Below are 21,920 nucleotides of genomic sequence, written 5' to 3'. Positions count from 1 at the left end.
AAACTTAACGAGGTTCTACAATTAATTTTATTGCTGTACGCTCTTCGCCATCAATCATAATATCTGTAAACGCTGGGATACAAATCAGGTCCAAACCACTAGGCGCTACAAATCCTCTTGCGATTGCTACTGCCTTTACAGCTTGGTTCAATGCACCTGCACCAATAGCTTGAATTTCTGCTGTTCCGCGTTCGCGAATAACACCTGCAAGTGCACCAGCTACAGAATTAGGGACCGACGTTGCTTTAACTTTTAATATTTCCATTCCGCGTTTCCTCCTCGTTTCTTTAAAAAGTATTAGCAATTATTTCACTTTAACTTATATTCACGAGGAATGGCGCGTATTCCTGCTAAATTTTCGTAATTTTTCTAAAAAATTAAAATATAATAACTTATCTAAAATTTAACGAAAATTTACTCAAAAAATGGTTGATCGTCATTAATTAAAATACGTTCAATTTTCTTTGCTTTTCCTGTATTTGGATCCACATCAATTAACACTGCACTTAATTGCGTTCTACCATTTGTTACTTCAAATCGTACTGGTAAGTTTGTTAAAAACTTCTTCAATACTGCTTCTCTGTCCATACCTAATATTCCGTCATACGGCCCTGTCATCCCAACATCTGTAATGTATGCCGTTCCGCTTGGTAAAATACGGTTATCCGCTGTAGGGACATGCGTATGCGTACCTACTACTGCTGTAGCACGTCCATCTACATACCAACCTAGCGCTTGTTTTTCACTTGTAGTCTCCGCATGGAAATCAACAAATATAATATTCGTACGCTTTTTCGCAATATTAATTAATTCATCCACTTTACGGAATGGACAATCAATTGGAGGAAGGAAAGTACGTCCTTGTAAGTTAATAACTGCAACTTCTGTTCCATTACAGTTCACAAATATAAGTCCTTTTCCTGGAGTTCCTTCTGGGAAGTTTGCTGGTCTTGCAAGATATTTTGCATCATCGATGAATTCAAATACTTCACGATTATCCCAAGCGTGGTTTCCAAGTGTAACTGCCTGCGCCCCACACTCTAAAAAGTTTCGATATATTTTTTCTGTAATCCCACGGCCACCTGCTGCGTTTTCTCCATTAATGATTGTTACTGTAGGTGTATATTTTTTCTTTAATGCCGGTACGTATTGTTGAATCATACCTCTACCAGGAGATCCTACTACATCCCCAACAAATAATATTCTCATATGTCTTACCCTTTCTATGTACTGCATTTTTTATTGCTATAGCATCAAGTAAATTCCTTATAATATCTTTATTATAAGTTTGTTTCACTTTTATGCTATATAACTAACTGTCTTTATTTTATCCAATTCCAACACAAAAAAATAAAGTGGTGTTTCACCACTTTATTTTGCGTATTCCACTGCACGCGTTTCACGAATAACAGTTACTTTAATATGTCCTGGGTAATCCAGTTCATTTTCAATACGTTTTCGGATATCACGAGCTAAACGATGAGCTTCTAAGTCATCGATTGTATCTGGTTTTACCAAAATACGAACTTCACGTCCTGCTTGAATTGCAAATGATTTTTCAACGCCTTCATAAGACTCTGAAATCTCTTCTAACTTTTCAAGACGACGAATATAGTTTTCAAGTGTTTCACTACGAGCTCCCGGTCTTGCAGCTGATAAAGCATCTGCTGCTGCAACTAAAACTGCAATGATAGAAGTTGGTTCTGTGTCACCATGGTGAGATGCGATACTGTTTATAACTACAGGATGCTCTTTGTATTTCGTTGCGAGTTCAACACCAATTTCAACGTGGCTACCTTCTACTTCATGGTCAATCGCTTTTCCGATATCATGTAATAGACCAGCACGTCTTGCTAGTTTTTCATCCTCGCCAAGCTCTGCCGCCATAAGTCCAGTTAAATATGCAACTTCCATAGAGTGTTTTAAGACGTTTTGACCATAACTTGTACGGTATTTTAAACGGCCTAAAATTTTAATTAAATCTGGATGTAATCCGTGAACACCCACTTCAAACGTTGTTTGCTCTCCGACTTCGCGAATATACTCGTCCACTTCACGTCTTGATTTTTCGACCATCTCTTCAATACGCGCTGGGTGAATACGTCCGTCCTGTACTAGTTTATCAAGAGCGATACGAGCTGTTTCACGACGAATTGGGTCGAATCCAGAAAGGATTACCGCCTCTGGTGTATCATCGATAATTAAGTCAATACCCGTTAACGTTTCTAACGTACGAATATTACGACCTTCACGCCCGATAATACGTCCCTTCATTTCGTCATTTGGAAGATTTACAACCGAAACGGTTGTTTCAGCAACATGATCAGCTGCACATCTTTGCATTGCAAGAGATAAAATCTCTTTTGCTTTCTTATCCGCTTCTTCTTTCGCGCGAACTTCACTTTCTTTTACCATAACAGCGATTTCATGAGAAACTTCATTTTCTACTTTACCAAGAATAATTGCTTTCGCTTGTTCGCGTGTCAGATTGGAAATGCGCTCTAATTCCGTTTGTTGCTTTTGAACTAACTCTCCCACTTTGCTTTCCAACTCTTCAATCTGTTGTTGTCTCGCTACAAGAGAATCCTCTTTCTTCTCTAACTGCTGCTCGCGTTTATCGAGCGTTTCGTCTTTACGATCAAGGTTCTCTTCTTTTTGCATTAAACGATTTTCTTGTTTTTGTAATTCGCTTCTACGGTCACGAATTTCTAATTCAGCTTCTGTACGAAGTGTATGAATTTCATCCTTTGCTTCTAAAAGCGCTTCTTTCTTAAGTGCTTCAGCCTCACGATTCGCTTCGTCTAGAATACGTTTCGCTTCATTAGCCGCACCATTAATCTTCGCTTCAGCAATAGACTTTCGAACAAAAAAGCCAACAACTGCACCGACTGTTGTTGCAAGCAAAATGGAGATGAGTATCCAAACTGTACTACTCATGATTTCACCTCCCCTTGCTATGAATGAAAAAAGACTGTCGGCATGTACATTAAATTACAACATACAGCAAAGACCGTCGTCCCGCTTTTTTAAGGGACTTTCTTCATTTCACAATTAAAATGTCATATTATTATTTCGGTAAGATTTAAACCTTACTCCGAATATTACTTCTCTTCTTGAGAAGAGTATATCGTATATAAGAAAAAATATACATTCTCATTGTATCTATCGTAATTTTCATTGTCAAGCGTTGTCTACTTTTACTTTCTTTACCTTCAGCCTTGAATGTGATGTAAATTTAAAAAGTAAGGAGCCTACTATACTGGAAAACCTTAGTAATTCCCAATTCTTTTCCTTAAAATATTTAAATATCCCTCTTTACACAACCCATTTGAAGTAAAAAAATATTTTTATCAATAGTATTATGCTCCTTAATAGTAGATAAAAAAATAAAAGACACGAGGCCGTGTCTTTTATTTTTTAATCAAGAAGAGTTGAATCTTCTGCGCCCTCAGCACCAGAATCTTCACTAATTCCGTGATGCTCACGAATAAAGAAGGCAATTTCTTCTCTTAAATCTGTATTTTCTTTTAAGAACTGCTTCGAATTTTCACGACCTTGTCCTAGGCGTTCTTCATTATAAGAATACCAAGCACCGCTCTTTTGAACGATATCAAGCTCAGAAGCCATATCCAAGATTTCACCTTCTCTTGAAATACCTTCTCCGTACATAATATCAACTTCCGCAACACGGAATGGTGGTGCTACTTTATTTTTCACTACTTTTACTTTTGTTTTATTACCAACGATGTCGTTACCTTGCTTTAATTGCTCCGCACGACGCACTTCAAGACGTACAGTTGAATAGAATTTCAACGCACGACCACCTGGAGTTGTTTCTGGGTTTCCGAACATAACCCCAACTTTTTCACGAATTTGGTTAATAAAGATTGCAATTGTTTTTGATTTGTTGATTGCTCCTGAAAGCTTACGCAGTGCTTGTGACATTAAACGTGCTTGTAAGCCTACATGTGAGTCACCCATGTCGCCTTCAATCTCTGCTTTCGGTACAAGAGCTGCTACAGAGTCAATTACGATAATGTCAACCGCACCACTTCGTACAAGTGCTTCCGCGATTTCTAATCCTTGCTCCCCTGTATCAGGCTGTGATAATAGTAATTCATCTATGTTAACGCCTAATTTTTGTGCATATACAGGATCCATTGCGTGCTCCGCATCGATGAATGCTGCTTGTCCACCTTGACGTTGTACTTCTGCAATTGCATGTAATGAAACTGTCGTTTTACCTGAACTTTCAGGTCCGTAAATTTCGATAATACGGCCACGTGGATATCCGCCTACTCCTAGTGCCACATCAAGTGCTAAAGAACCACTAGAAACCGTAGAAACTCTACGCTCTGCTTGTTCTCCTAATTTCATAATTGAACCTTTACCGAATTGCTTCTCTATTTGTTTTAACGCCATATCTAACGCTGCTTGACGATCACTCATTCAAAATTCCTCCTTAACTGAATTGCTAATCTTATTATACCTATTTTCAATTCAATTTGCCAACAAAATCGAACATTTATTCGATTTTTTTATTTTCTATCAAATAATATCTAAATTTAAACGTAAAAAAAGCTAGAAGAAACTTATATCTCTTCTAGCTTTTTATATAAATGATAAAATCCATATTTTGCTGTTCGTTCTCTAATTTGTTGACGACTTCCGCTTAAATTAAGAGGAAAGACTACAGTTGGTTCATCCTTAATCGAAAGCCCAACAAATACTGTTCCTGGTTCTTTCTGTTCTGAAGCATCTGGCCCTGCTACCCCAGTGAAACTAATTCCGATATCCGCTTTTAATACATCCTTAACATTTTCAGCAAGATAACGAGCACATTCTTTACTAACTGCACCATCAGTATGCAATACTTCTTCAGGCACACGTAAAACATGTTGCTTCACATCATTATGATAACAAATGACACCGCCTTTAAATACAGAAGAAACACCAGCGTTTTCAGTTACTTGATTTCCAAAAAAACCACCTGTTAAACTTTCTGCACACGCTAAAGTTAACCCTTTTCTCTTCAATAACTCGATTGCCTTATAATGCAAAAATTCTTGGTCATATCCGTAGAAAAATTCTCCTACTCTTTCTAAAATCAAATCTTCCACATGTTGAATTAGTTTCTCCGCTTCGCTAACATTTTGATGCTTAGCGGTTAAACGTAATGTCACTTCTCCATCATTTGCTAACGGGGCAATTGTTGGGTTTGTTTGTCCATCAATTAAATCTTGAACTTTCACCTCTAATTGGGACTCCCCAATACCAAAGAAACGAAGCACACGAGAATAAATGTTTTCTCCTGTTGTAAAATTACGTAAAAAAGGCTCTACGTAACTTACATACATTGGTTTCATTTCTTTTGGCGGCCCTGGTAATAAAATATAAACTTTTCCGTTCTTATTTACCCCCATACCTGGCGCCATACCGTGGTCATTTGCAAATACTGTTGCTCCATTTAAAACGAGCGCTTGCTTTTTATTATTCTCCGTAAATTCACGGCCTGTACGCTTAAAGTAATTACTTATTAAGGCTAATGCCTTTTCATCATACACAAGCTCTTCATCTAAACTAGTAGCTATCGTTTCTTTCGTTAAATCATCTTTTGTCGGTCCTAATCCACCTGTAAAAATAAGTATATCAGCACGTTCTTCCGCAGCTTCAATCGCCTTTTGCAGTCGCTTATTATTATCACCAACAACAGTATGATAGTACACGTTAATTCCGATTGAAGCTAACTTTTCAGATAAAAACTGGGCGTTTGTATTTGCAATTTGTCCAAGTAATAATTCAGTTCCAACCGCAATAATCTCAGCATTCATCCCAATTCCCCCATAAACTTCTATTTTGAGTTTACAAAAGCAGCTCTATTTTTCCAGAAATAATCCCATCCTGAAATAACAGTAAAGATTAATGCAATCCATATGAAGATATCCGCAACTGGAATATGGATTAAATTTAAAGGTACATCGTGTAATAAATATGCTGCAATCGCAATAATTTGTGTCCATGTCTTAATTTTCCCTAGCTGGTTTGCTGCAACTACTTCCCCTGTTCCAGCAAGTACAAGACGTAAACCAGTTACTGCAAACTCACGACTGATAATTACAATAACAATCCAAGCCGGTACATATTGCATCTCTACCAATGTAATAAGTGCTGCCGAAACAAGTAATTTATCAGCTAACGGGTCAAGAAACTTCCCTAAATTCGTTACAAGATTATACTTTCTTGCATAATGTCCATCAATCCAATCTGTAGCTGAAGCAATGATAAAGATAAGCGCCCCCACTAAATGTTGAATTGGCAAATTAACATCACCAATTTTATATGAACCCCAATCAAAGGGTGCTAACATAATTACCATAAAAATTGGAATTAAGAAGATTCTAGATATTGTAATTTTATTTGGTAAATTCACAGCTATTCCTCCATCATATCAAAAACATTTGTTCATCGAAAAAAAGTCATCGAAGCGATGACTGTTATTGTGCAGGTTGCTCTATCCCTTGGTTTTTTATCACCAATCTTTGGTGAAGTTCTTTTTCTGGATCCAATGGATAAGCGACCACTTGGCCATTCAGTTTAACTTCAACATTCGTTGCATTTCCAATATTAAGTCGCACTTCTTTTAATGTTGATACATCACGTTTTTCTATTTGGCCCTCTTGTACTGTAGCGTTTAGAATCACATTCCCAGCATCATCTTTAACATCTACATAACTCGCACCTTTACCCGATAATTCCAGTTCTAATGTTTTATTATTATGAATTTCCAAAGTAGATACCTTTCCAGTTGTTCCAACTACTTTCACTTCTTGCTGTCCAGTTGGTTGTGCTGGTTGCTCCTCTTTCTTTGGTTCTTCTTTTTTTGGTTCCTCTTTTTTTGGCTCTTCCGCTTTCGCTTCATCTTTCTTCGTATCTAACGGAGAATCTTTCGCTTTTTGAACTTCAATTTTCTCACTTTGAGCGCTTGGAACTTTTTCATCATCTTTTCCAGTTAACGCTTGAAACACAAACCAGATTACCACTCCAACTGCGATTACTAACAGCGCAACTAAGATTTTCGGCATGTGATCTGCAATTGGCCATGATGAAGATTTTTGCATTGTTTCTTGTGTTTTTTGTCCCGTTGATACTTGTGGAACTTCACGCCTTTCAGATTGTGGTATCGTACTCTGATGTTCTACAAGCAGTTCCTCTCCATTTAATCCAACCGCATCTGCGTATTGTTTAATGAATGCACGCGCATAAAAAGCTCCTGGCAATACATCATAATTGCCTTCTTCAATTGCCACTAAATGGCGTTTTTGAATTTTTGTAATCTCATGCAGCTGATCAATAGACAAGCCTTTCGCTTCTCTTGCTTCTTTCAGCTTTTGTCCCAATTCCGTCACTACTAACACCTCAATATTTCTTTAAAAGTCAAACATAGAGAAATTATTTTGCGTACCTTGCTCAATTTCATCTACTAAATTATATTGAATTTCTTCATCATAATCGTTACGCAACTCGATAATATAATCAAAATCATCCAATGTGTATTCTGACTGACTCACAAATACATCAGGATGTTCTACAACTTTCGTTGCAGGCAATCTCATAATTTCACGAACGAGCTGCCAATGTCTTTCGTTAGCACGCTTCGTTGACACAATTCCATCTAGGATGAAAATATTGTCATCGCTATACTCATCTTCAATTAATTGACTACGAACAGTTTGCTTAATAAGAGTAGATGATACAAATAACCACCTTTTATTTGCACAAACACTTGCAGCAACAATGGATTCTGTTTTTCCGACACGAGGCATTCCTCGTATACCAATTAGTTTATGACCTTCTTTTTTCATTATTTCAGCCATAAAGTCTACAAGTAACCCTAATTCATCACGCACAAACCGAAATGTCTTCTTATCATCTGCATCTCGTTGTATGTACCTACCATGTCTAACCGCTAGCTTATCTCTTAGCTTTGGCGGACGATATTTCGTTACCGTTATGTTATCCATCGTATTTAAAATTGATTCAAGTCTAGAGATTTGCTCTTGATTATCACACATAAGGAGTAATCCACGTCGTGCATTATCTACACCATTAATTGTGACAATATTAATGCCAAGCATACCGATTAACGAAGAAACGTCACCAAGCAAGCCAGGTCGGTTTTTATGTATTTCATATTCAAAATACCATTCAATCATCCAAGATCACTCCCCTTGCTTACTTTACACCTACGTACTATATTATATGATTTCACCTTAATAGGGAAGCTAAATGTATAATCTATCCCTTTCAATTATTATGCAAAAAAAATAGAGAGGAGATTCTCCTCTCTATTTTTTACTTATGTTGTACAAACTTTACCATTAAGTTTGCGATTGTATGTTGCTCTTGTTCGTCAGCAACTTTCCAAAGTTCAGCTAATAATTTCTCTTGATCGTTGCGTGCTTCTACTTCATTTGCTAAATAATCACCAACACGAAATGCCATATCTGATACAGCACCACCATCAAGACCTTTTCCTTGCGCTTGTTCTAAACGTTCTCCTAAAAAGCTCTTCCATTGATCAAAATTATCTAAAACTGACATGTGTAAGCACCTCACTACTTAGTAATAGAATCATGCTTAATTTGTACAGTTTTTCATTTTTTATGTAAGAAATTTTTAGCAATGCCACCCGCCATTTACTCCGATAATTTGTCCTGTTATATAAGATGCACCTGATGATACGAGAAATGACACAGTTTTTGCTACTTCTTCTGGTAATCCTAATCGTCCTAACGGAATCTCTTCCGCAATTTCATTCTTATCCTCTTCTGAAAATACATTTAACATTTCCGTTTCAATTGCACCTGGCGCCACCGCGTTCACTCTTATTCCACTTAATGAAACTTCTTTTGCTAAAGCTTTCACATATGAATTTTGCGCACCTTTTACCATCGAGTAAAGCACTTCACATGACGCTCCAATTTGTCCCCATATAGACGAAACAAGTACAATATTACCGCCTCTCCGTTGAATCATAGATGGCAATGCCATCGATAATAATTTATAGATACTCTTCACTTGAAGTTCTACCATATCATTCAATTCATCGTTCGTTACATCTGTTACGAGTCCAAAAATACTCTTCCCAGCTGCATATACGATAACATCAAGAGGATGTTCAATTTGTTTCCACAATTGCTCTGCCCCATCAGTAGAAACTAAATTCGCTTGAACAGGAATTACTTCACCCCATTCTTTCTGCAACTCATTCACTTTCTCTTCACTGTTATTATAATGAACATATACTGTATATCCATCTTGAATTAATTGTTTCGAAATAGCAGAGCCAATCCCTCCGCTTCCTCCAGTTACTAATGCATACTTTTTCATACAATTCCTCTCTTATCTCAAAAAAATCTTTTCCCTACAAATAAATAATACCCTCATCTTACAATTTATCAATGATAAGATGAGGGTATTGTTATGAAACCTTTTATTTTTTAGGTAAAACTTGGCAAACACTCATTTTCTCTTCTGATAATAGTAATTGAGCTACTTCTTGTAAATCTTGAACCGTTAGACTTTCTAATACAGTCAATGCATCAAACAGACTCGATTCATTAAACGCATATCGTGTAAATTGATTTGCAATATATTCCGGTGAATTCAAGGAACGTAAAAAGCCACCTATTTTCTTTTTCTTCACTCGTTCTAATGCCGCCTCATCTAATTGATCATAATTTGTGTTTAATAAAATACCTTTCAAACGCTCTTCCAGCTCATCAGGTTGCTTCGTATCGCCGCCAACCATTGCAAAACCGAAGTTATTCTCTTCTGTATAATCATACGAGAACGAATCATCAATGAGCCCTTCGTTATATAAAGATTCGTAATGAACGGAGCTTTTCCCAAATAAATAATCTAAAAGTAACGTAAGCGCAATTTCTTGTTTTAAAAGAGCTTCCCCTTTTTCTTTTAAGTTTGTCGCTTTAATACCAACTAAACATTTCGGAGTTTGTACAGGCATTGAAATAATTTTCTTCTTTTCATTTACCTCATCTGGTTCTTCTTCGAATGAACGTACTATTTCTGGTTGGTTTTTATAATCTTTCTTCGCTTGATTTTCACGTATCAAATCCATCGTTTTTTCTGGATCAATTGCACCTACAACAAACATTAACATATTGCTTGGATGATAAAACGTTTCATAACATTCATATAGTAGGTCTTTCGTAATTTTACTAATAGACTCAATCGTCCCTGCAATATCAATTTTAATCGGGTGCTTTACAAACAAGCTATCAATTAATCCAAAATATAAGCGCCAATCTGGATTATCTTGATACATTTGAATTTCTTGCCCAATAATACCCTTCTCTTTTTCAACGGTTTTTTCAGAGAAGTAAGGCTCTTGTACAAAGTTTAACAATGTATTTAAATTTTGTTCTACATTTGATGTACATGAGAAAAGGTAAGCTGTTCTTGTGAAAGATGTGAAAGCATTTGCCGATGCCCCTTGTTTACTAAACAATTGGAAAGCATCGTGATCTTCTTTTTCAAATAATTTATGCTCAAGAAAATGTGCAATTCCATCAGGCACACGAATCATTTCTTCTTTCCCTAATGGTATAAATGTATTATCTACAGAACCATATTTCGTCGTAAACGTCGCAAATGTTTTATTAAATCCTTGTTTCGGTAAAACATATACATCTAATCCATTAGGAAGTTTTTCATAATAGAGTGTTTCTTTTAATTGTTCATAAACAATTTTCTCCATTTACTCTCCCTCCGTTCCTTGTAAAAAGTAAATTGTATCTAGTTCAATATTTTTAGCAACTTTTACAATTTCTTGTTTTGTCACACTTTCTATACCGGTAAGCCATTCTTCAACTGGACGTGTACGATCTGAAATAATACCATGATATAGCATTTCTACAAAACCACGTGGTGTATCAATTGCCTCTAATATTTGATTTTGGATGACACTTTTTGTTTGATGTATTTCTTCTTCAGAAAACTCTCCGTTTTGCATCGCAAGCATTTGTTCTTTAATAATCTCAACTGCTTTTTCATAATTTTTCGCTTCGATTCCTGACATAACAAATAATAAACCTTTATGACTTTCAAAGCGCGATGCTGCATAGTACGCTAAACTATTTTTTTCACGCACATTTACGAATAACTTCGAATGAGAAAAGCCACCAAACAATCCATTGAACAATTGCAATGCAAAATAATCTTCATCTTTATATGTGACAAATGTACGATAACCGATGTGTAATTTACTTTGTTTTAATTCTTGTTTTTCAACAACTTCTTTTTCTTCATTATTTCGTCTATGAAGGAGTACATTTCTTTCTCTCACTGGACGAGCTGAAATAGAAAAATACTTACTTACAAGATCAACGGCGTTTTCTGAAATATCACCAATAATATATAAATCCATTTCATCTTCCGCTAGCACCTTTTGATAATATTGATACAGACTTTCATTTGTAATAGACGTAACACTCTCTTTTTTTCCATTTGCACTTAAACGATACGGTTCTACTTTGCACATTTCTTCAATTAAACGCTCGTTTGCATAACGCATTTTATCATCATAAGTAGCTTCAATTCTCTGTAACAGTGCTCTTTTTTCACTTTCTACGATAGAAGATAGGAAACCGTTCTCCTCCGTTGCTGGATGTAACACGATATCTGACAACATAGAAAGCGCTTTTTCAAATAACGGTGGTGCATCATGTAAATAAACTTCATTTGCAATGTCTACATAAATGGAGATAATATGGTCTTCCCCTTTTTTACTTACATCTACCGCTAAAGAAGATCCGTATAATTCTTCTAAATATTGACGAAGACGAATTACAGAAGGTAATTTTTCTGTCGCACTTTGCAATACGTATGGCAATAGGGCACGCTCTGTCACCGTCTCCTCATTTAAAGGCGCTTTAAAACGAAATACAAAGGTATTCGTTTTATATTTATCAGTCGGAATAATATGTACGCGCAAACCACCTAACTCATGTAGTTGTTGTTCCATTAGTTTCATTTATAGCCCTCCTTTACGTATATAGGAATATTCCTCTTCAATATACAGTTTTTAGAAATGAAAAATCAACTTTTCTTCCTCACTATACTTACATAAGGCCCTTTCTAAAAACTGTAATATGTAAGGAACATAGTAAAATTCCGTATTAAATATAGTCTATGTAAAAAAGCCCGCACTAATGTGCGAGCTTTTTATACTTATCGTTTTCCTTTTTCATAAGGAGTTCCTAATGCTTTCGGAGCTTCAGAACGACCTACAAAACCAACGAGTGCTAATATTGTGAATACATACGGTAATATTGTTAATAAAACACTCGGAATTTGATCTAATACAGGAATTGTTCCACCTGTTACACTTAATGATTGTGCAAAACCAAAGAATAGCGCTGCACCTAATGCACCTAGTGGATTCCACTTTCCAAAAATCATAGCAGCTAATGCTAAGAAACCTTGTCCTGTAATAGTTGCCCCTGAGAAGTTATTAGAAATTGACATCGCAAAAATTGCTCCACCAATTCCAGCAAACACCCCTGATATACAAACGCCAATATAGCGCATTTTATATACGTTAATCCCCATCGTATCCGCTGCCATTGGATGCTCACCAACCGCACGAAGACGAAGACCGAACGGTGTTTTATAAATAACATACCAAACAACGAATGCTAAAATAATGGCAATATACGACGTTATTGGTACGTTAGAGAAGAATATTTTCCCTAAAACCGGAATATCTGAAAGGCCTGGAATATCAATCTTTTCAATACGGTACTGAATAAAGTCAGTCTGTCCTTTATCAAAAATCTTCTTAATTGCAAATACCGTTAATCCAAGAGATAAGAAGTTAATTGCTACACCACTTACAACTTGATCTGCTCGGAATGTAATAGAAGCTACCGCATGAAGTAATGCAAACAAACCACTACCAATTGCCGCAAATAATAACGCAATCCACGGAGTCATCGTTCCCCAAGTATCACCCATCAATAAGTTTGTAACAACTCCAATAAATGCACCAAATAGCATTAGTCCTTCTAATCCGATATTTACAACACCTGATCGTTCACTAAATACACCACCTAGTGCTGTGAAAATGATAGGTGCCGATGTATATAACGTACCCGTCACAAGAATGGCTAATATATCTAAAAAGCTCATTTATTTCCCCTCCTTGCTCATGCGTGTAAGCGCCCATCTTAACACATAACTACATGCAACAAAGAAGATGATACATGCAATAATTACATTAATAAGCTCTGACGGTACATCTGCCTCAAAGTTCATTTGAGGGGAAGCACTTTTCAAACCACCAAACAATAAAGCTGAAAGGATTATACCAAACGGATTGTTCCCTCCAAGTAATGCTACGGCAATCCCATCAAACCCTACTCCTGTAAACGAAGACATCGCTGTCATACTCTGGAATGTCCCTAATCCTTCCATCGCTCCACCAATCCCCGCAAATGCACCAGCAATTGTCATGGAGAATACTACATTACGAGAAACTTTCATACCTGCATATTGAGAGGCATGCTGATTAAATCCTACCGACTTTAATTCGTAACCTAAAGTTGTTCGATCTAATAAGAACCACATTAAAATAGCGATTAAAATTGCTACAATAATTCCCCAGTGTAGACGTGAACCATCAGTAATAGAAGCAAGCCAGTCTGAAGATAGTGACGCACTCTCTTTAATGTCATACGTTTTATCATTACCCTCGTGTAAGAAACGCTTAATAATGTCATATGTTACGTATAAAGCAATATAGTTCATCATAATTGTTACAATAACTTCATTAACTTGAAATTTCCCCTTTAAATATCCAGGGATGAAACCCCAAATTCCACCTACTAATGCTGCAAATAAAATTGATAACGGCATGTGAAGAACAGCTGGTAGCGAAACTGCATAACCGAACCAAACTGCTGCAAGCCAACCAACTAACAATTGACCCTCTACCCCGATATTAAATAAGCCTGTACGAAATGCAAACGCCACCGATAAGCCAGCAAGAATAAGCGGTATCATTGTACGGAGAGTTTCACCAATCGCACTTGCGCTGCCGAACATTCCTGTCCAAAGTGCACTATAACCAACAATTGGATCATAGCCACTAACTAGCATTACAATCGCTCCTACAAGTAAGCCGAAAATAACGGATAGTACTGGGACTAAAATATTTATCGTTCGTTCTGTTAAAAGCTTTTTAGCCATTTGTACCCACCTGCTCCTTCTTTGTTCCTCCAGCCATTAACAATCCAAGCTGTTGTTCATTCGTTTCTTTCGCATCAACTATTGCTACAATTTCCCCTTCATAAATAACAGCAATTCGATCGCTAACATTTAAGATTTCATCTAACTCTAATGATAAAAGTAATACACCTTTTCCTTTATCCCTTTGCTCTATTAATCTCTTATGAATAAATTCAATTGCTCCTACATCTAAACCACGTGTTGGCTGTGCCGCAATTAATAAATCTGGATCTCGGTCTACTTCACGTGCAATAATTGCTTTTTGTTGATTCCCCCCAGATAGAGCGCGTGCTAACGTTTGCTCACTAGGTGTACGTACATCAAACTGTTCAATAAGAGCCTTTGCTTTTTCTGTAATTTTGCTGAAATTTAAAATCCCTTTCTTTGAAAATGGATTTTTATAGTACGTTTGAAGAACTATATTATCTCTAACAGAAAAATCAAGTACGAGTCCGTGTTTATGACGATCTTCTGGAATATGACCAATTCCTTCTTCTGTTATTCTTCTAACAGGCCAATTTGTTATTTCTTTTCCTTTAATTGCAATAGAACCTGACTCAACTTTTCGTAAACCAGTAATTGCTTCTATTAATTCACTTTGTCCGTTTCCATCAATCCCTGCAATCCCAACAATTTCCCCCGCACGAACAGTTAAGTCAAGGCCTTTTACAGCAGGTAGTTGACGTGCATCGTGAACAACAAGGTTTGCAATTGAAAGTACCTCTTCTTTTGGCTTCGCGTCTATTTTTTCTGTTTTAAAATTCACTTGACGTCCGACCATTAATTCTGCAAGTTTATTTTCATCCGTATTTGCAACGTCAACCGTTCCAATCCCTTTTCCTTTACGAATAATCGTACAACGATCGCAAACTTCCATAATTTCTTTCAACTTATGTGTAATAAGAACAATAGATTTTCCTTCTTGTACAAGCTTTTTCATAATTTGAATTAGCTCATGAATTTCTTGTGGTGTTAACACGGCTGTCGGTTCATCAAATATTAAAATTTCTGCACCGCGGTAAAGAGTTTTCAAAATCTCAACACGCTGTTGCATACCCACTGAAATATCCTGTATTTTCGCATATGGATTTACAGCTAAACCGTATTGTTCAGACAATTTTTGAATTTCTTTAGCAGCTTCCTCAACAGCAATTTTCCCTTTTTTCTTCGGTTCATTTCCGAGAATAATATTCTCTGTAACTGTAAAATTATGAACAAGCATAAAGTGTTGATGGACCATTCCAATACCAAGGTCATTTGCTATATTCGGATTTGTGATTTTTACAGGTTTACCTTTAATTTTAATTTCACCCTGCTCTGGTTGGTACAAACCAAATAGTACATTCATCAATGTGGATTTCCCTGCACCATTTTCTCCAAGTAAAGCATGTATTTCTCCTTGCTTTACTTGCAGCGTAATATCATCATTCGCTACAATGCCTGGGAATACTTTCGTAATGTTATTCATCTCAATTACGTATTCCATTTCGTTCCTCCTTTTAACAGGGAACATTCCCTATTACACTATTAACTTATTAAGCGATTTGGAATTTTTATACATACAAAGGTTAGTTCTATGAACTAACCTTTGCTATTTCTCTATTTATTTTTTTAGAGAAGCTTCATATTCTTTATACTCTTTATCTGTAGCCGGTACTTTAATTTCACCATCTGTAATTTTCTTTTCAAACTCTTCTACTTTTGTTAAAATTTCAGGGTTAACCTTTTTCACGTTATCAGTTGTTTTTGAAATACCAATACCGTCATCTTTTAAACCAAACGCTTCAATTTTTCCACCTTTTAATTTTCCATCTTTTGCTTCTTTAGCTACTTTTTCTACAGCTACATCCACACGTTTAATCATTGAAGTTAATGTTACATTTTCAGGCATACCTTCTTGATGTTGGTCACGGTCAACACCGATTACCCAAACATTTTCACCTTTTTTCTTACGGTTTTTCGCTTCAGTGAACACACCGTTACCTGTACCACCAGCAGCATGATAAATTACATCTACACCTTGACCATACATTGCTGATGCAAGAACTGTACCTTTTTCAGGTTTATCAAATGCTTCCGCATATTCAGATACGATTTCAATGTTTGGATTTACTGCCTTTGCACCAGCTTTAAATCCATTTTCGAATTTACTAATTAAATCACTTTTCATTCCACCAACAAATCCTACTTTATTCGATTTTGTTGACATAGCTGCTACCGCACCTACAAGGAATGATCCTTCATGATCTTTAAATGTAATACTTGTTACGTTCGGTGCATCTACAACAGTATCAACGATTGCGAATTGTTGTTTTGGAGATTCTTTTGCAACTTCTTTAATTGCACCTTCTAATTTATAACCGATTCCGAAAGATAAATCATACTTATCTTTTGAAAATTTCTTTAAGTTTGGAATATAATCTGCTTCTTTTTCAGACTGTAGGTAACGATAATTTGTCTTTTCCTTTAATCCATTATCTTTACCAAACTTTTTCAAACCTTCCCAAGAAGATTGGTTGAATGATTTATCATCAACGCCCCCAACATCCGTTACCATACCAACTTTGAAGTCTTTATCTTCTTTCTTATCACTGCTCGCCTTATCCGAGTTACCACATGCACCTAACACCGTACTTGCTGCTAATGTTAATGATAATAAAAGACCTGTTTTTTTCTTCATACTAGAAACCCCTCCTGAAATGATTTGTCTATTTTTTATACGCTGCTGTTCCTTACTTCTTGCTGTCACCTCCCTAAAAAGGAATTTACCTACATACGCTTTCTTAATACGTGGAAGCTAAATTTATCAGCTCTAAAGTAATTGATAGAATATAAGATTGGCTCATCATTTTGATCGTAGTGCATTTGTTTTAATACAAGCAGCGCTGTTTCAGGCTCACATTCTAAAATCGGTGAGATTTTAGGGTGATAGCCAATTGGCTCAATGTGAGCAACCGCATATGTTATGCGCTTATGCGTGTTATTATGTATCACCGTTAATAATGATTCCTCATTGTAACCCGATAAATCTGGCAATATTTCTTTTGCAAGTTTATCGATACAATACACAACAGGTTCCCCATCTGCTGTACGCACGCGTTCAATCATCACTGCATTAAAACCATCTTCACTATTAAACTTCTCTTTTTCCTCTTCTGTTAAAGTTGTAGTAGATGATGATAAAAAGATTGTTCCTGGTGTTTTCCCCACACTAGAAATCATATCTGTAATACTAGAAAGTTGTTCTATTCCAGAAGAAAATAATGGCTTTGCATTTACAAATGTCCCTACACCATGTCTACGAATGACAACATTTTCTTCTTCTAAAATACGCAATGCTTCCCTTAAAGTCGCTCTACTTACGCCAAGTTCTTTCGCTAAATCAAACTCTGATGGTAACTTTTGTCGTTCTTTATAAGCCCCATCTTTAATTTTTTCTTTGATGTGATCAATCACCCGTAGATATAGGTGACGACTATCGGATTTTACTGACATAAGACTCCCCCGCATTTCAATTATTCGACCTCTGATGTAAGACTTCTTTTCTCTTTTTTCAACTTACAACATAGTACAAATGACTAAACACCAAAATAAGCGTAATTGTCGAATAAATAATAATAATTTTTTTAAATAAAATTTTCACTCTTTATTGCATAAAAAAAACTTTGCACCATAAACATTCCTCATTTCGAGAAAAAGTTCGGCACAAAGATCCTTTACATCCTTTGTTACACACTTTTCCCCTCATAGTCTAGCAATTCATGGTTGCCAGGTAGAAACTTATGGACCTTATCTCCAAGATTATATGAGGCAGTGATTCTTTTCGAAGTAATCTTACCACTTGCTCTCATACGTGTCAACAAAATCTAACATTTTTCTGCATTAAATATCGAACATTTACACAAAACATAATCAAAGTATTCGTATTCTAAAGAACACCTCTAAATGTAAGCCCTTTCTTTATTGCTGAGTATAGTATATAACAAAAACACTATATAAAAAAGCCTAATTGTAAAAACAATTAGGCTTTTTTTAAGAACTTTTTTCTTGTACATCATTAATGAGCACTTCTCTCGGTTTACTACCTTCATACGGACCTACTACACCATTCATTTCCATTGCATCAATTAGGCGAGCAGCTCGCGTATAACCTACTCTAAACCTACGTTGTAACATAGAAACAGATGCTGTTTGCATTTCCACTACAAGTTGAACCGCTTCATCATATAATTCATCTTCTACTTCCTGCTTCGTATCAGGAACATCTTGCGGAATCATATCTTCTTGATATTGTGCTTTTTGCTGTCCAATAACATATTCTACAACTCTCTCAACTTCATCATCTGATAAAAATGCGCCTTGTACACGTACAGGTTTCGATGCACCAATTGGTATAAACAGCATGTCTCCACGACCTAGTAGCTTCTCTGCGCCACCACCGTCAAGAATTGTACGAGAATCTGTTTGAGAAGATACAGCGAATGCAATACGTGATGGAATATTTGCTTTAATAACACCCGTAATAACGTCAACTGACGGACGTTGCGTTGCAATAATTAAATGAATACCAGCAGCACGAGCCATTTGCGCTAGACGCATAATCGCATCCTCTACATCAGACGAAGCAACCATCATTAAATCTGCTAACTCGTCCACAATTACTACAATATAAGGTAATTCGGGTTGTTTCGCTTCTGATTGACTATTATGCTCTTTTATATAATCGTTGTATCCTTCAATGTTACGTGTACCACTATGAGCAAACAATTCATAACGACGTTCCATCTCACTCACAACTTTTTTCAATGCTTGCGATGCTTTTTTCGGATCAGTTACAACTGGCGTTAATAAATGAGGCACACCGTTATATACATTTAATTCTACCATTTTCGGGTCAATCATCATTAATTTTACTTCATGCGGTTTTGCACGCATTAAAATACTAACAATAATACCGTTAATACATACACTTTTCCCGCTACCTGTCGCACCAGCTACGAGTAAATGAGGCATTTTATTTAGACGGGCTAATACAGCTTCACCTGTAATATCTCGGCCAAGACCAATTAACAACTTCTCTTCCGGATGATTATTAGCCTTAGAATCAAGAACTTCCCTCAGCGTTACCATCGAAACTTCTGAGTTCGGAACTTCGATCCCTACAGCTGATTTCCCGGGAATTGGCGCTTCAATACGAATGTCCTTTGCAGCTAAAGCAAGGGCTAAATCATCACTTAAACTGACAATTTTGCTTACCTTTACCCCCATATCAGGATACACTTCATATTTTGTAACTGCCGGACCTCTATGTACTTTTGTTACTTTCGCTTTCACTCCGAAACTTTGGAATGTACGCTCTAATTTACGAGCATTCTCATAAATTTCCGCATTTTCATTTGTAACTTGCTTATTCTTTGGAAATTTTAATATATCAAGTGAAGGAAGCTTGTAATCTTTATTTTCTACATTTGAAAATTGCATAGGAGGTGCTTGCGCTTCACTCTCTAACGATTCAACAATTTTTTCTCCACGCTTTTTCTTTGGTTCTTCAATTGGCGGAGTCTCTTCAATAAACGTTGAAGTGATCAAATCTTCTTGCTCTACTTCGATTCGTTTATCCTCTTCTTCATTTACAGGATAATTCTCAGTGAAATTCGAAATAATCGGAGGATCAATTGAGATTTCTTCCATCGGCTCAATAATTTCTTCTTGTTCTGCAGCACGTTTGCTTCTTGTGCTTCTTGTTGTTTTTTTCTTTTCTGTTTGTTCAGCCGTTCTTTTAGCTCTCCAATCTTTATAATCCCCTTGCATCACTTGAAACTGACTTCTAAGAATTCTACCAACTGGAGCTAACACTTCTCCAATATGCTTATTTGTTATACAAAGTATACCGAGAATAACTAGAATAATACCAATGATATAAGCTCCTACTTCGTCAAATAAGAAGTAACATGTTGCGAACATAAGCGCACCAAACATACCACCACCTAAATGAACACTATCTGGCCCCTTTTTCATTTCAAGAAAGAAGTTATCTTTCGTACTCACAATAACAGAAGTATTTTGCACTGCTCCATCTTTTGTAAGAAGGTTAAATAATGTAATATGACTAAACATTAATATCGCCAATACAATTAAATAAAATCCAATTAATCGTTTATTTAAAAGGTTCGGCCATCCGCGTTTTATAACAAAGGAAACCGATAAAGCTATTACACCTAACACACCAATTATGTACCACTCACCAAAGAAGAAGCGAAAAAATAACACAAACGATTTCCCTACAACGCCTAGCTGTAAAATCGTAATGATTGAAAGTGCAAAAAGAGTTAAACCGACAATTTCATAATACAAAGTTGGCTTTATCGTACGTCTTGCCTTTGACTTCGTCCCTCTTTGCTTTTGTTTTGCCATTTCTTCACCTCGTGTTCTACATATAAGTAAAGCTCCCCTCAAAATGCTCTATTTATATGTCTGTTTTCTCTATTTTTCAGGTCTTTATATCTTCTATTTTTACACTTCTTGTAAAATGCTAAATAAACAGAAGAAAGCAGCCTACTCATGGCTGCTCAACCGTCTTGTTTTTTATATTATACCATAGCTTCTAAACAAAATCCTTCTTTTTGCTAAAAGGTTATTTTCTGACCGGGCTCAAACTCTAAATAATGAAGTGGGTCCGTACTTAGCACACGTACAATAGAATAAAATCCATGTTCCTCTTCAGAAACCATTAATTCCACACCATTTATATTTACGACTTTTTGACTTTCACATTGTGAATAATCGGCCGGATACACAAGTTGCTCTGGCATAATTGTATATAAAATCATTGTAGCATTGTCCCTTCTGTACTATCTTCCGCGCGAACATCTATTAATTCGTTTAATTTTCGAATAGCATTTCCAATACCGCCTACATCATCTATAAGACCGTACTTTACTGCATCCCCACCAATTACATTCGTCCCAATATCTCGCGTTAAATTTCCTTTCGCAAACATAAGCTCTTTAAAACGATCTTCTGTTACTTTCGAGTGCTTCGTCACAAAACGAATGACTCTTTCTTGCATCTTATCCAAATACTCAAATGTTTGTGGCACACCTATGACAAGACCTGTTAAACGAATTGGATGAATTGTCATCGTCGCAGTTTCCGCAATAAACGAATAGTCAGTAGAAACAGCAATCGGTACACCGATGGAATGTCCCCCACCTAAAACTAGAGACACTGTTGGTTTTGAAAGTGAAGCTACCATTTCAGAAATTGCTAGCCCAGCTTCAACGTCACCTCCAACCGTATTTAATATTAAAAGCAAACCTTCAATTTTCGGATTTTGTTCAATCGCAACAATTTGCGGAATGATATGCTCGTATTTTGTTGTTTTATTTTGCGGTGGTAATTGAACATGACCTTCCACTTGTCCGATAATCGTTAAACAATGAATACGTGATTCATTCATCTGTGGTACATTTGTCTGTCCAAGCTGTTGAATTTTTTCGACTATTGAAACCTCTTTTCCAGCTTCTTTTGGCTCAGCTTCTTTTTCTTCATTTGTATATCGATCACGTTCTGTCATTTCGCATCCCCTTTCACTCGTATATAACTATTAT

At 36.3% G+C, this 21,920-nt stretch carries 20 protein-coding genes and 1 riboswitch; all 20 genes read right to left on the bottom strand.

What is annotated here, in order from left to right; translation table 11 throughout:
- Positions 1-4: 4 nt before the first annotated feature.
- Positions 5-265, bottom strand: a complete 261-nt coding sequence (spoVS, locus tag MR143_RS22495) for a stage V sporulation protein SpoVS (protein ID WP_000404341.1) — start codon at positions 263-265, stop codon at positions 5-7.
- 149 nt (positions 266-414) lie between these two features.
- On the bottom strand, positions 415-1,209 hold the full coding sequence (locus MR143_RS22490) for a TIGR00282 family metallophosphoesterase (RefSeq protein WP_001221095.1): 795 nt from the start codon (positions 1,207-1,209) through the stop codon (positions 415-417).
- Between the two features lie 162 nt (positions 1,210-1,371).
- On the bottom strand, positions 1,372-2,937 hold the full coding sequence (gene rny, locus MR143_RS22485) for a ribonuclease Y (RefSeq protein WP_000099769.1): 1,566 nt from the start codon (positions 2,935-2,937) through the stop codon (positions 1,372-1,374).
- A gap of 480 nt (positions 2,938-3,417) precedes the next feature.
- A complete protein-coding gene (recA, locus tag MR143_RS22480) occupies positions 3,418-4,449 on the bottom strand; it encodes a recombinase RecA (RefSeq protein ID WP_001283860.1) in 1,032 nt (343 codons plus the stop codon).
- 143 nt (positions 4,450-4,592) lie between these two features.
- The gene (gene cinA / locus MR143_RS22475) at positions 4,593-5,831 is read right to left on the bottom strand and encodes a competence/damage-inducible protein CinA (RefSeq protein WP_000990698.1); all 1,239 of its coding nucleotides are present in this window, start codon (positions 5,829-5,831) and stop codon (positions 4,593-4,595) included.
- Between the two features lie 20 nt (positions 5,832-5,851).
- Positions 5,852-6,430: a CDP-diacylglycerol--glycerol-3-phosphate 3-phosphatidyltransferase gene (gene pgsA / locus MR143_RS22470; RefSeq protein ID WP_001052968.1), complete on the bottom strand. Its 579-nt coding sequence runs from the start codon at positions 6,428-6,430 to the stop codon at positions 5,852-5,854.
- Positions 6,431-6,494: 64 nt separating this feature from the next.
- Positions 6,495-7,406, bottom strand: coding sequence for a helix-turn-helix domain-containing protein (locus MR143_RS22465; protein ID WP_000137463.1), 912 nt, complete (start codon positions 7,404-7,406; stop codon positions 6,495-6,497).
- Positions 7,407-7,427: 21 nt separating this feature from the next.
- Positions 7,428-8,213, bottom strand: a complete 786-nt coding sequence (locus MR143_RS22460; protein ID WP_000574107.1) for a DUF3388 domain-containing protein — start codon at positions 8,211-8,213, stop codon at positions 7,428-7,430.
- A 139-nt stretch (positions 8,214-8,352) separates the two neighbouring features.
- Positions 8,353-8,601 (bottom strand): DUF3243 domain-containing protein, encoded by a 249-nt coding sequence (locus MR143_RS22455; protein WP_000114454.1) that lies wholly within the window; start codon positions 8,599-8,601, stop codon positions 8,353-8,355.
- A gap of 75 nt (positions 8,602-8,676) precedes the next feature.
- Positions 8,677-9,390: an elongation factor P 5-aminopentanone reductase gene (gene ymfI, locus MR143_RS22450; RefSeq protein ID WP_000759623.1), complete on the bottom strand. Its 714-nt coding sequence runs from the start codon at positions 9,388-9,390 to the stop codon at positions 8,677-8,679.
- Between the two features lie 103 nt (positions 9,391-9,493).
- A complete protein-coding gene (yfmH, locus tag MR143_RS22445) occupies positions 9,494-10,780 on the bottom strand; it encodes an EF-P 5-aminopentanol modification-associated protein YfmH (protein ID WP_000411968.1) in 1,287 nt (428 codons plus the stop codon).
- Complete coding sequence (gene yfmF / locus MR143_RS22440) at positions 10,781-12,055, bottom strand: EF-P 5-aminopentanol modification-associated protein YfmF (RefSeq protein ID WP_000772411.1); 1,275 nt, start codon at positions 12,053-12,055, stop codon at positions 10,781-10,783. It abuts the gene before it with no gap.
- A 197-nt stretch (positions 12,056-12,252) separates the two neighbouring features.
- Positions 12,253-13,212 (bottom strand): ABC transporter permease, encoded by a 960-nt coding sequence (locus MR143_RS22435; protein ID WP_000008857.1) that lies wholly within the window; start codon positions 13,210-13,212, stop codon positions 12,253-12,255.
- Positions 13,213-14,271: an ABC transporter permease gene (locus MR143_RS22430; protein ID WP_001085260.1), complete on the bottom strand. Its 1,059-nt coding sequence runs from the start codon at positions 14,269-14,271 to the stop codon at positions 13,213-13,215. It abuts the gene before it with no gap.
- Positions 14,264-15,796 (bottom strand): ABC transporter ATP-binding protein, encoded by a 1,533-nt coding sequence (locus MR143_RS22425; RefSeq protein ID WP_000456911.1) that lies wholly within the window; start codon positions 15,794-15,796, stop codon positions 14,264-14,266. Before MR143_RS22425 ends, MR143_RS22430 begins: the two co-directional genes overlap by 8 nt.
- A gap of 117 nt (positions 15,797-15,913) precedes the next feature.
- The gene (locus MR143_RS22420) at positions 15,914-16,990 is read right to left on the bottom strand and encodes a BMP family lipoprotein (protein WP_000730604.1); all 1,077 of its coding nucleotides are present in this window, start codon (positions 16,988-16,990) and stop codon (positions 15,914-15,916) included.
- A gap of 89 nt (positions 16,991-17,079) precedes the next feature.
- Complete coding sequence (locus tag MR143_RS22415) at positions 17,080-17,805, bottom strand: GntR family transcriptional regulator (RefSeq protein ID WP_000114182.1); 726 nt, start codon at positions 17,803-17,805, stop codon at positions 17,080-17,082.
- Positions 17,806-18,037: 232 nt separating this feature from the next.
- Positions 18,038-18,139: riboswitch (purine riboswitch) on the bottom strand.
- Between the two features lie 203 nt (positions 18,140-18,342).
- Positions 18,343-20,724 (bottom strand): DNA translocase FtsK, encoded by a 2,382-nt coding sequence (locus tag MR143_RS22410; RefSeq protein ID WP_001118802.1) that lies wholly within the window; start codon positions 20,722-20,724, stop codon positions 18,343-18,345.
- A gap of 212 nt (positions 20,725-20,936) precedes the next feature.
- Complete coding sequence (locus MR143_RS22405; protein WP_000605023.1) at positions 20,937-21,140, bottom strand: YlzJ-like family protein; 204 nt, start codon at positions 21,138-21,140, stop codon at positions 20,937-20,939.
- The gene (tepA, locus tag MR143_RS22400; protein ID WP_000139808.1) at positions 21,137-21,886 is read right to left on the bottom strand and encodes a translocation-enhancing protein TepA; all 750 of its coding nucleotides are present in this window, start codon (positions 21,884-21,886) and stop codon (positions 21,137-21,139) included. Before tepA ends, MR143_RS22405 begins: the two co-directional genes overlap by 4 nt.
- Positions 21,887-21,920: the final 34 nt, after the last annotated feature.

This window comes from Bacillus cereus group sp. BfR-BA-01347, from assembly GCF_022663835.1.
Classification (GTDB): domain Bacteria; phylum Bacillota; class Bacilli; order Bacillales; family Bacillaceae_G; genus Bacillus_A; species Bacillus_A thuringiensis_K.
This window is presented reverse-complemented; position numbering and strand designations above follow the sequence as displayed.

What these genes read in the sequence shown, in the direction of transcription:
- spoVS (WP_000404341.1), bottom strand. Translation starts at nt 265, where the DNA reads ATGGAAATATTAAAAGTTAAAGCAACGTCGGTCCCTAATTCTGTAGCT.
- MR143_RS22490 (WP_001221095.1), bottom strand. Translation starts at nt 1,209, where the DNA reads ATGAGAATATTATTTGTTGGGGATGTAGTAGGATCTCCTGGTAGAGGT.
- rny (WP_000099769.1), bottom strand. Translation starts at nt 2,937, where the DNA reads ATGAGTAGTACAGTTTGGATACTCATCTCCATTTTGCTTGCAACAACA.
- recA (WP_001283860.1), bottom strand. Translation starts at nt 4,449, where the DNA reads ATGAGTGATCGTCAAGCAGCGTTAGATATGGCGTTAAAACAAATAGAG.
- cinA (WP_000990698.1), bottom strand. Translation starts at nt 5,831, where the DNA reads ATGAATGCTGAGATTATTGCGGTTGGAACTGAATTATTACTTGGACAA.
- MR143_RS22460 (WP_000574107.1), bottom strand. Translation starts at nt 8,213, where the DNA reads ATGATTGAATGGTATTTTGAATATGAAATACATAAAAACCGACCTGGC.
- MR143_RS22455 (WP_000114454.1), bottom strand. Translation starts at nt 8,601, where the DNA reads ATGTCAGTTTTAGATAATTTTGATCAATGGAAGAGCTTTTTAGGAGAA.
- ymfI (WP_000759623.1), bottom strand. Translation starts at nt 9,390, where the DNA reads ATGAAAAAGTATGCATTAGTAACTGGAGGAAGCGGAGGGATTGGCTCT.
- yfmH (WP_000411968.1), bottom strand. Translation starts at nt 10,780, where the DNA reads ATGGAGAAAATTGTTTATGAACAATTAAAAGAAACACTCTATTATGAA.
- yfmF (WP_000772411.1), bottom strand. Translation starts at nt 12,055, where the DNA reads ATGAAACTAATGGAACAACAACTACATGAGTTAGGTGGTTTGCGCGTA.
- MR143_RS22435 (WP_000008857.1), bottom strand. Translation starts at nt 13,212, where the DNA reads ATGAGCTTTTTAGATATATTAGCCATTCTTGTGACGGGTACGTTATAT.
- MR143_RS22430 (WP_001085260.1), bottom strand. Translation starts at nt 14,271, where the DNA reads ATGGCTAAAAAGCTTTTAACAGAACGAACGATAAATATTTTAGTCCCA.
- MR143_RS22425 (WP_000456911.1), bottom strand. Translation starts at nt 15,796, where the DNA reads ATGGAATACGTAATTGAGATGAATAACATTACGAAAGTATTCCCAGGC.
- MR143_RS22420 (WP_000730604.1), bottom strand. Translation starts at nt 16,990, where the DNA reads ATGAAGAAAAAAACAGGTCTTTTATTATCATTAACATTAGCAGCAAGT.
- MR143_RS22415 (WP_000114182.1), bottom strand. Translation starts at nt 17,805, where the DNA reads ATGTCAGTAAAATCCGATAGTCGTCACCTATATCTACGGGTGATTGAT.
- MR143_RS22410 (WP_001118802.1), bottom strand. Translation starts at nt 20,724, where the DNA reads ATGGCAAAACAAAAGCAAAGAGGGACGAAGTCAAAGGCAAGACGTACG.
- MR143_RS22405 (WP_000605023.1), bottom strand. Translation starts at nt 21,140, where the DNA reads ATGATTTTATATACAATTATGCCAGAGCAACTTGTGTATCCGGCCGAT.
- tepA (WP_000139808.1), bottom strand. Translation starts at nt 21,886, where the DNA reads ATGACAGAACGTGATCGATATACAAATGAAGAAAAAGAAGCTGAGCCA.